This is a genomic window from Sphingomonas sp. GW821-FHT10F11 (genome assembly GCF_058809095.1).
Genome location: NZ_JBXASH010000015.1, coordinates 65,306 through 74,232 on the forward strand (window position 1 = coordinate 65,306; position 8,927 = coordinate 74,232).

General features: G+C 64.1%; 6 protein-coding genes and 1 pseudogene. 4 read left to right on the forward strand and 3 right to left on the reverse strand.

Annotated features, from left to right (window positions below; all coding sequences use genetic code 11):
* The first annotated feature begins 72 nt into the window (after positions 1-72).
* Positions 73-1,056, forward strand: a complete 984-nt coding sequence (gene iolG / locus AC1RT8_RS24405; protein ID WP_493079134.1) for an inositol 2-dehydrogenase — start codon at positions 73-75, stop codon at positions 1,054-1,056.
* Between the two features lie 82 nt (positions 1,057-1,138).
* On the opposite strand, the gene AC1RT8_RS24410 is transcribed toward iolG, so the two are convergent.
* Positions 1,139-3,781, reverse strand: coding sequence for a TonB-dependent receptor (locus AC1RT8_RS24410; protein ID WP_493079135.1), 2,643 nt, complete (start codon positions 3,779-3,781; stop codon positions 1,139-1,141).
* Between the two features lie 291 nt (positions 3,782-4,072).
* Here AC1RT8_RS24410 and AC1RT8_RS24415 point away from each other — a divergent pair, with 291 nt between their 5' ends.
* Positions 4,073-5,302: a histidine-type phosphatase gene (locus AC1RT8_RS24415; RefSeq protein WP_493079136.1), complete on the forward strand. Its 1,230-nt coding sequence runs from the start codon at positions 4,073-4,075 to the stop codon at positions 5,300-5,302.
* 85 nt (positions 5,303-5,387) lie between these two features.
* On the opposite strand, the gene AC1RT8_RS24420 is transcribed toward AC1RT8_RS24415, so the two are convergent.
* The gene (locus AC1RT8_RS24420) at positions 5,388-5,723 is read right to left on the reverse strand and encodes a hypothetical protein (protein ID WP_493079138.1); all 336 of its coding nucleotides are present in this window, start codon (positions 5,721-5,723) and stop codon (positions 5,388-5,390) included.
* Positions 5,724-5,726: 3 nt separating this feature from the next.
* On the opposite strand from AC1RT8_RS24420, the pseudogene AC1RT8_RS24425 reads away from it, so the two are divergent.
* Together AC1RT8_RS24425 and AC1RT8_RS24430 are read left to right on the forward strand one after the other, a co-directional pair.
* Positions 5,727-5,861 (forward strand): annotated as a pseudogene (locus tag AC1RT8_RS24425) (acetylornithine deacetylase); the annotation flags it as partial.
* Between the two features lie 12 nt (positions 5,862-5,873).
* Complete coding sequence (locus AC1RT8_RS24430) at positions 5,874-6,623, forward strand: GntR family transcriptional regulator (RefSeq protein WP_493079139.1); 750 nt, start codon at positions 5,874-5,876, stop codon at positions 6,621-6,623.
* Between the two features lie 542 nt (positions 6,624-7,165).
* On the opposite strand, the gene AC1RT8_RS24435 is transcribed toward AC1RT8_RS24430, so the two are convergent.
* On the reverse strand, positions 7,166-8,749 hold the full coding sequence (locus AC1RT8_RS24435) for a M28 family metallopeptidase (protein WP_493079141.1): 1,584 nt from the start codon (positions 8,747-8,749) through the stop codon (positions 7,166-7,168).
* Positions 8,750-8,927 lie beyond the last annotated feature (178 nt).

Consider the following 8,927-nt stretch of genomic DNA (forward strand, 5'->3'; position numbering starts at 1 on the left):
CGCACGGTTGCGCTAAAGAATGCCAGTTCCATGAGTGGAATTATTGGAAACTTCATTTCGGAAAGAGTCAGGATGCACGATATCGCCTTGATCGGCGCCGGCCGGATCGGAAAGATCCACGCAGCCCATGCCGCCGCCAACCCGCGCCTGCGCCTCGCGCGTGTCGTGGATCCGTTCCCAGGCGCCGCCGCCACGCTGGCCACCCGATACGGCGCGGTCGAGTCCACGCTGGAGGAGGTTCTGGCTGATGACTCGATCAAGGGCGTCATCGTCGCCAGCTCGACCGACACGCATCTCGACTACAGCCTGGCCGCGGCGGAGGCGGGCAAGGCCGTGTTCTGCGAAAAGCCGCTCGACCAGGATCTGGCGCGCGCCACCGCCGCCGCCGAGCGGCTCGCGGCGCTCGATGCCAGGCTCTTCCTCGCCTTCAATCGCCGCTTCGACCCCAATTTCGCGGCGTTGCAGGCCCGGCTCGCCGGCGGCGAAGTCGGCGCGCTGGAGAGCCTGCACATCATCAGCCATGATCCGGCGCCGCCGCCGGTCGACTATGTCAAGGTTTCTGGCGGCATCTTCAAGGACATGGTGATCCATGATTTCGACATGGCGCGCTGGCTGCTCGGCGAGGAGCCGGTCGAGGTCTTCTCCAGCAGCTCGGTGCTGATTGATCCGGCGATCGGCGAGGCCGGCGACGCCGACACCGCCAAGACGATCCTGCGCACCGCGTCGGGCAGGCTGTGCGTCATCTCGAGCAGCCGCCGCAGCGGATACGGCTATGACCAGCGGATCGAGGCGTTCGGCGCGAAGGGCATGATCCGCGCACAGAACCAGCTCGAATCCACGGTCGAGACCTGGACGGAGAACGGCGCCGCGGCCGACCGCTTCCAGAACTTCTTCCTCGATCGCTATGCGGTCGCCTACGCGCGGGAGAGCGAGCATTTCGCGGATGTCATCGAGGGAAAGGCGCCGCTGATCGGCTATCGCGACGGCGTTCGCGCCCTGGCGCTGGCCGAGGCGGCTGCCCGCTCCGCAGCCAGCGGCGAGCGAGTTCTGCTCTGACATGAAAAGGGCCGGGTCTCGCGACCCGGCCCTTCAAGAGGAGTAAAAAGAGGCGGCCGTTTTCGCGGCCGTCCCTTTTCTTTCAGTAGGTCAGGGTGATGCCGACCCGCATCGACCGGCCATATTTCTCGGCCTCTCGGAACCGGTTCGCACTCGCGAAATAATAATAATCCTGCGCGTCGGTCAGGTTCGTGCCCTCGACGAATATCTCGGCATATTTGATGAAACGATAGCCGATCCGTGCGTCGATGGTCGTGATCGAGCCGAAATAGCCATCCGAGTTCGCGGTGGGGTCCGCGACGTTCAGGCCACCGTCGGTGTCGAGATAGGCGGAACGGTAAGACACTGCGACCCGGGCCGACACGCCATATTTCTCGTAATAGAGCTGACCGCTCGCGATCGTCTTTGCCTGGCCGAGCAACGGCGTCTTCACCGTCCGCCCGGGCACTTTGAGGTCGCTCTCGCTCAGCGTGAGGTTCGCGTTGATGCCGAAGCCGTCCAGCGGCGACGGCAGGAAGGTGAGCGGCTTCTGGAATGCGAACTCGACGCCCTTCAACGTTCCCTTGTTGCCGTTGCCGAACGAATTGACGATCGCATTGGTCAGTGGGACACCACCAAAGGTTCCGGTCTGCCCGGTCATCGTGGTTGAGAAGATCGGATCCTTGATCCGCTTGTAGAACACCGCGACCGACATTCCGCCTTCGCTGCCGAAATAATATTCCAGCCCGGCATCGAGGTTGAGCGAGCGCTGCGGCTTGAGGTTGGGATTGCCCTGGGTGACGGTATTGGACGGCGCATCGACCGTCACGGTCGGCGCCAGGTTGACGAAGGGTGGGCGGCCAATCGCAGTGGTGATCGCCGCGCGCGCCTGCAGGTTGCGCGTTACCTCATATTTCACGTTCACGCCGGGGAAGAGGTCGGTGTAGGAATAATGGCCGAACGAGTCATAGGTACTGGCGAGAGTGGTGACCCCGGCGCGGTAGATGATCGCCGCAGTGTCGCCCTCGGTATGCTCGAGGCGCACGCCCGGGATCACGGTCAGCCCGCCGCTCTTGATGCTGGCCATGACATAGCCGGCCGTCACCGTCTCCTTGACCTGATAGTCCGACGTCTTGGACTGCGCGATCTGGTCATTGGCGTTGACCGTGAACTGCGCCGGGTTGGCCGCATTGGCGAACACGAAGCCCTGCGCCGAGGCGAAATCGATCGTCGGGCCGAAGCTGAAGCTACCGTCGAAGGTGGTCGGCGTGGCGGCGCCCAGATCGTTGGCGATCGTGCGGGTACCGGCGGTGCCTGACACGGCGGTCAGGGTGCGGCCGGTCTGGTCCTGGAACCGGTCGCGTTTGAGATATTTGGCGCCGGCCTTGAAATAGCTTCCGTCGCTCAACGCATCGACCGGCAGCTTGAAGTCGATCCGAACCTGATCGAGCGTCTCGCCGGCCAGGCGCGAGACCTGCTTGTAATTATTGAGGCGATAATTGGCCGGGTTCAGGGCCGCCGTGTTCGCGGTGAAGCTGTCGAGCAGGCCATCGCCATTGGTAAAGGTCGCGCCCAGGCCGGTCGAAGCCGCCGCACGATATTCGATCTCGTCGCGGATCGGATCCTTCTTGTTCGATTTCGCGTGGGTGCCCTCGATCTTCAGCTCGCCGATGCCGAGCTTGAAATCGCCGCCGACAGAGACGGTGGTGGTGTCGGTGATCTCCTGGCGACTGCGCAGCAAACGCCTCGCCGTGGTCGAGTTGATCGTGCCGCCGGTCGCGCTGAGTGCCGAATAGCCGGGTGGCAACGTCGTCGTGTCAGCCGCGTTGTTGTCGGCCGGGAAGAAGAAGCGGAAGCGGTTACGGGTCTCCTTGTCGCCGAACTGCGAATAGAGCAGCCGGGCATAGACCTTGACATCGTCCGACGGCCGCCAGTCGAAATTGGCCACCGCGCCTTTGCGCGTGCGGATCGCGGGGTCGTAGATGCGCTGGTCGAGTTCGGCCGGCAGGTCGATACCGTTGACGAGCTGGCGGCTCGTCGAGAGCACGTCTTCCGAATAGGACGGGCGCTTGGAATAATTGCCCGCGATGACCAGGCCGAACTGGCGATTGGCGCCGAAGGTGCCGCCGACCGAGGCATCCGCCTCGCGAGCGGTACGGTCGGTATCCTCATAGAAGCCGCCGACGGCGCGGGCGCTCGCAAACAAATGTTTCTTGTCGAAGGCGGAAACCGTGTCGATGTCGACTTGGCCGGCAATCGCGTTCGCATCGAGATCCGGCGTCAGCGTCTTGATGACGGTGACCGATCCGATCAGCCCGGAGGGGATGTCGTCGAGCTTGACGTTGCGGTTCTCCGGCTCAGGCGCCGATGCCGTCTGGTTGTTGATCGTGACGTTGGCGAGATTGGGCTCGATGCCACGGATGATGAGGTAGCGCCCCTCGCCTTTGTCGGTCGCGACCGAGACGCCGCTCAGGCGGCGCACGGCCTCCGCGACATTCTGGTCGGGCAGCTTGCCCACATCGTTCGCCGAAACCACTTCGCTGGTGTTGTCCGCATCGCGCTTCTTCAGCAGCGATGCCTTGTCCGACGCGCGCTGACCGGTGACGACTATGTCCTTCTCCGGCAGCGTCTCTGGATCAGACTGCGCCAGGGCCGGCGTGGCGAGCGCCAATGCCAGCGCCGCAGCGCTCACGCCGGCCAATGTGCGACTCAGTGAGAGTCCGCAACCAGCTCCAACCTTCTTCATGATTTCCTCCCCATTCGCCGGATGCAGGTTCACCCACCCCCATCTTTTCGGCTTTCGGACATTACGAACAAATATTCCATATTGCAATATGAATAGAATTTATCTTGCATGGCGGAAGCGATATGTACGTTCTACGGAGAGCCGAGGCGTCAGCCAGCTGTCAGCGAACATCCCCCAGGATAGGCACCCAGGCTGGTTCGGCGGCCTTCGATCTGGAAATTTCATTCTGATAATGCAAAGTATGGAAAATAAATTGCACCGATTCGTAACGGTGCCGCCAGGAGAATGCCCATGAAGTCCGCACCCCTCGCCATCCTGCTCATGCTGTCCGCTGTACCCGGTGTGGCGAGTGCCCGCCCTGTGGCAAAACCCTCCCCGCTCAAGCTGGAACGTGTGGTGATGGTGATGCGCCATGGCATCCGGCCGCCGACCAAGGCCAATCCGGTCCCACCTCGCTATTCGCCGGAAACCTGGCCGAGCTGGCCGGTCGATTATGGCCTGCTGACGCCGCGCGGTGCCGCCGGCGCCCGACTGCTGGGCGAGGCGGATCGCAGTTATTATGTCGCGCGCGGCCTGTTCGGCGCTGGATGCCCCGCACCCGGAACGATCTCGCTGACCGCCAGCGCCAAGCAGCGCGCGATTCGGACCGCGGAGAGCTGGGCCGAGGGCTTCATGCCGGGCTGCACCGCCACCGTGGCGCATCCCGGTGAGAACGAGTCCGATCCGATCTTTCACGGCATGGACGACAAGCCGGCCTGGTTCGACGGCGCGCGCGCGCACCGCGAGTCGCTGGCGCGCGCGCCGAACGGTGGGCTCGCCGCCGAAGCCCGCGCTTATGGCGCCGACCTCAAGCTGCTTGGGACCGTGCTGGGCTGCACGGCGCCCTGCCCGTTGCTGACCGAGCCCAATATGCTGGTCGCCGCGCCGCATGACCGTCCGGATCTCGAGGGGCCGGTCGACCTGGGCTCGACCGCGAGCCAGACCTTTCTGCTGGAATATCTCGAGGGGATGCCGATGAAGGATGTCGGCTGGGGCCGCATCACCCGCCCCCAGATCGAGCGCTTGCTGCGCTTCCACCCGCTGAAGTTCAAATATTCCAACCGTCCGGACTATATCGCCAGCGCCGCCGGAGCGCCGATTGCGAAGGCGATCGTCACCGCATTGACCGTGCCGGACGGGGCCAGGCTGACGCTGCTCGCCGGCCACGACACCAATATCGCCGACCTCGGCGGCTTCATGCAGACGCACTGGCACGTGCCGAGCTACCCGGCCGACGATGTGCCGCCCGGAAGCGCGCTTGGTTTCGAATTGCTGCGGGACGGGGCCGGCCATCGCTATGTCCGCGCTTTCTACCGTGCTCAGACCATGGACCAACTGAGGCGGCAGGTCAGGCTGAGCGGCGGCGAAGCGGCATTTCGCCAATATTTGCCGATCCCCGCATGTGGAAATTCCACGGCGGCACGCGCCTGCACGCTCGATGCCTTCACGCGTCTTGTCGAGGCCCGGATACCGCATCCCTGACCACGGCGCGCCGTCCCGTTTTGGAGGGATCTGGTTTCGAATCCTGGCGCGAACGATCGTGCGTGTGCGCGTTGGCCGCCAGCCATCATCGCAGTCTTTCGAAGAGCCCGACCGGGCCGCTCGCCAGATCCATCGCACCGATCGGGCGATAGCGGTACCGTTCGGCGAGGCGGGCCGAGGCCAGGTTGCCGGCTGCAATCAGACAAATGGTACGCGCGATGTCGAGATCGCGATCGGCCTGCTCCAGGATCGCCGGGCGTTTCGGAGGCGAAGCCCCGCCCTTACGCCCAGATGGCGAGCGCCCAGCCGGCCGCCGTGAGCCGGAAGGCGCGCCCGAACAGCTCTCGGCGATGCTGAGCGGCGCGAATACCCCCGGGGCACGGCTGTTTCCTACGGTGCCGAGGCCGGGCAGCTCCAGCACGCCGGCCTTTCCACTGTCATATGCGGCTCGGGATCGATAACGCAGGCACATCGACCGGACGAGTTCATCGAACTCAGCCAGATGGAAGAGGGCGCCCGCTTCATCTCAAGGCTGGTGTCATTCGTCCGGGTTGGTTGAGGGGGCTCAGGGATGGCGAAGAAAAAGGCCGTTGAAGCGACCGAGATCGAAGACGCAAGCGAGGACGAGGTCCGGCAATCGAGCGGCCAGCGCGTCTATTCGCTGCTGCGTGAGCAGATACTGAGCCTCAAGCTCCCCCCCAATGCAGAACTCGACGAAGTGCAGTTCAGCCGCGAGCTCGGCTTTTCGCGCACCCCGATCCGCGAGGCGCTGATCCGGCTCGCCGCCGACAGCCTCGTCGTGCTCGCGCCCAATCGCGGCGCGCGGGTGGCGCCGCTCGATTTCGACCAGATGCCGCAACTGATCGAGACGCTGGAACTGTACGAGCGCGCGACGACACGCTGGGCCGCGCAGCGCCGTCTGCCGCACCATCTCGTCGCGCTGGAACGCGCCAACAGCGAATTCGCCGCCGCCTGGGAGACGGGCGATCCCCGGTTGGTGGTTGAAACCAACTGGGCCTTCCACGATGCGATCAACCAGGCGTGCGGCAATCAGTATATGGCTGCCGACTGCTCGAAGATGCAGCGCGGCGTGATGCGCCTCTCGCTGCTCGCCTTCCGCCAGAACGATGTGAGCCTGGCCGACTATGACGTGGTCGTCGCGCAGCATCAGGAAATGATCGACGCGATCCGCGCCGGCGACGCCGACCGCGCCGAGGAGTTCGCCTATCTCCATTCCGACGAATTCCGCGACCGGATGAAGACCTTCATTTCCGGCAAGCCGACCTCCGAACTCTCGCTCGACGAGCGCAAGGCGCGTTAATCCTCCATATCCGCCGACATGCGCCGCGCGGCGCAACCCCGCCGGGCCAGGCTGAACATGTCGCTGAGCGCGCCAGTCGCCACCTGAGTCGCCCCTTCCGTTTGCGCCCAATCCTGCCACCGCCGTTCGTGCCGAGTAGAGGAAGCCGTATCGAGGGCCCGTATCGAGGCACCGTTGGAGCAGGTGACGCCTTTCCCTCGATACGCCATCTCGACGGGCTCGATAGCACTCGAGACGAACGGGGGTTGGTAGCCGATCGATTCAACCTGCGTCCGAATCGTTGCAGCATGCCATCGGACCGGATGCTTCGGCTCAGGTCCCGCTCCTTCTCATGAACGGCCAGGTCCTCGACGACGCCGTTCCCTATTCCAGGCGGGAAATTCCCTGTTATTCCGTAACAGGGAATTCGCCATTAAGCCGCTAATATATAATAGAAATTATGGACCAGAATCACCTGAAACAGGACAAGAAAAAAGAAATTCCCTGATAATTTCCCGGTTAATCGACGCGGAACAGGGAATTTCGACGCTCCAACCCGCCCCTCATTGCGTTGCAAATTTCGCAAAGACGCTCGTCGGCAACCAGCGCGGCCGCACCTGATCGTTGGCGATCTCCACCGCCAGCGCCGCGACATAATCGTCCAGCCGGATCGCTTCCTCGCGCAGCACGCCGGGCTGGTTCAGATCGTCGCTCGGCGAATGATAGCGGTTGGCGCGCCAGTCATGCTCAATCTCGAATGCCTTGCTGCCCGGCGGGAAACCGAACTTGAAGGCGAGCGACGGGATGCCCGCCCGCACGAACGCATATTGATCGGTACGGGTGAAGCTGTTGCGGTTGGGCAGCGGATCCGGGATCAGCGACAGGCCGTGCCGCGCGGCCACCGACCGCGCGGGGTCGCCCAGGCTGCTCTCCTGGTCGCCCTGCACCAGCACCGTTTCCAGCTTCCACAACGGCAGCGGCATGTCGAAATTGAGATCGGCGACGATCGATCCGGCAGGCACGGTCGGCCGGCGCGCGAAATAGCCCGAGCCAAGCAGCCCCTTTTCCTCCGCCGTCACGATCGCGAAGATGAAGGATCGTTTCGGTCGCGGCCCGGCCTTGAGACGCGAAGCGATGTCGAGCACCGTCGCCACGCCCGAGGCATCGTCCATCGCGCCGTTATAGATGCGGTCTCCATCGATCGGCGCACCGATGCCGATATGGTCGAGATGCGCCGAGATGACGACATATTCCTTCGCGAGCACGGGGTCCGAGCCTTCCAGCGTCGCGACGATGTTCGGCGAGGACAACAGGCGCCGGTGCGTGACGATCGAGGCCTTGAGCCGCAAGGGCAGCTCGAAGGTCGGCACCTTGCCGGACTGGTCCGAAGCAGCCGCCAGTTCGGCGAAGCTGTGGCCGGTGCCGGCGAACAGCCTTTCGCTCTGCGCGGGATCGAAGCTCGCGGTGAGGAAACCGTTCGGTGTATCGCGCAACGGCCCATCCGCCAGATACATGCCCGGCGCAGGCGACAGCAGCTTCTGTCGCTCCCACGGAATCTCGACCTGCTTGGGCGGGGTCAGCGTGATCAGCCCCACCGCACCTGCCTTGCCGAGGAAGGCGGTCCGGTCGGATCGGTTGCTCGCCTTGACCGGCCCGGGAATGTCGCCCGGTCCGCCGGCGATAGCGACGGCGATCTTGCCCCTGAGGTCGAGGCCGGCAAGGTCGTCATGCCCCTTGTCGGGCAGGTTCAGTCCATAGCCGATAAAGACAAGCGGCGCGTCGACCGCCGCCGGGCGCGGGCTGCCGCCCGACGATACCAGCATGTCCCCGCCGAGCGCGAGCGGGATCACCTCGCCCTTCGCGCCGATCAATTGCGCCGACGAAGCGGGATAGTCGACCCGCTGCTCCTCGAAAGCGACGTCCTGCCGGAAACCCCTGTCGCCCGCCGGCGTCAGACCGATCGCACGCAACCGGCCCTCGACATAATCCGCGGCGCGGAGATAGCCGGCCGATCCGGTCTCGCGCCCTTCGTTCGCGTCATCGGCGATGGCGGCGATGTCCGCCCACCATTGGTCGGCCCGGGACAAGGCGGGCGAGGATGCTGCGGCAAGGGACAGCAGGGCGAGCGAGGCGAGAGCACGGATCATTGAGCAGATGTAACTTTACGCAACGAGTGCCGTCCAACGCTTAATTGACATGTCCACATAGATTATACAATTTGACGAAATCAGTGGAGACGCAAGTGACCTGCCTAGGTGTGATCTTTCGATAGGTTGTTCATCCGGTTCTGTCCGAGCAGACTGAGGTTGCGAAGCTTCAGCTGTC